Origin of the sequence: Actinomadura fibrosa (assembly GCF_900659615.1) — a bacterium.
GTDB lineage: Bacteria > Actinomycetota > Actinomycetes > Streptosporangiales > Streptosporangiaceae > Spirillospora > Spirillospora fibrosa.
In genome coordinates this window covers 1-712 of record NZ_CAACUY010000560.1, presented here as the reverse complement: position 1 = coordinate 712, position 712 = coordinate 1, and the positions used below count along the sequence as shown (strand labels likewise).

The following is a 712-nucleotide window of genomic DNA, read 5'->3' as shown; positions in this document are numbered from 1 at the left end:
CGGTGGAGCGGATGATGCGCGACGCCAAGATCACTCAGATCTACGAGGGCACCAACCAGATCCAGCGCATGGTCATGGCCCGCCAGCTCCTGAAGTAGCCGGCGGCCCTCCGCGCACGATGGCGGGGCCCGTCCGCACGCGGGCGGGGCCCCGCCATCGTCTCGTCACGGCCGGTAGGCCATGGTGAGGATGACGGCACCCTCCTCCTTGGCCGGACGCACCCGCATCCGGAGGTTGCGGAACATCGCCGTCGCTCCGGGCGACTCCGCGTCCATCGTGGTGACCATCAGCGTGTGGGCCCCGCGCGAGGTGAACGTCACCCGCGTCCCGTGGACGCCCACCCTGATCGGCGGGATCCTGTAGGACTCGTCCAGCCTGATGACGTCGCCGTCGTGGACCTCGACCTCGCAGTTCCCGGTGTAGCAGGCGCCCAGGTCGGTGCCGTCCAGCGCCTCGCCCCGCTGCGGGTCCGAGTCCTCTTGCGGGTAGGCGTCCGGAGCCGGAGCGGGCTTCCACGGCTTCCTGGGCTTGACGGGCTTCGCGGGCGAATCCTGCGGGACGGGCTTGAGCGGCTTGACGGGCTTGACGGGCTTCGCCGGATACGCGGCGGGCTCGTCCGTCGGTGCGTTGGTCAACGCGGGCCTGGAGGCGTTCGTGACGGCCGCGGTGATCGAGATGCCGCGCGGGCTGCGGGTCAACGCGGTCGGTCCCG

1 protein-coding gene and 1 pseudogene are annotated in these 712 nt (G+C 71.2%); one reads left to right on the top strand and one right to left on the bottom strand.

Annotated elements, in window-relative coordinates; genetic code table 11:
* A partial coding sequence (locus tag E1300_RS49655; RefSeq protein WP_131764087.1) for an acyl-CoA dehydrogenase family protein occupies nucleotides 1–98 on the top strand: 98 nt, incomplete at its 5' end.
* Between the two features lie 66 nt (nucleotides 99–164).
* On the opposite strand, the pseudogene E1300_RS49650 reads toward E1300_RS49655, so the two are convergent.
* A pseudogene (locus tag E1300_RS49650) lies at nucleotides 165–712 on the bottom strand (hypothetical protein); the annotation flags it as partial.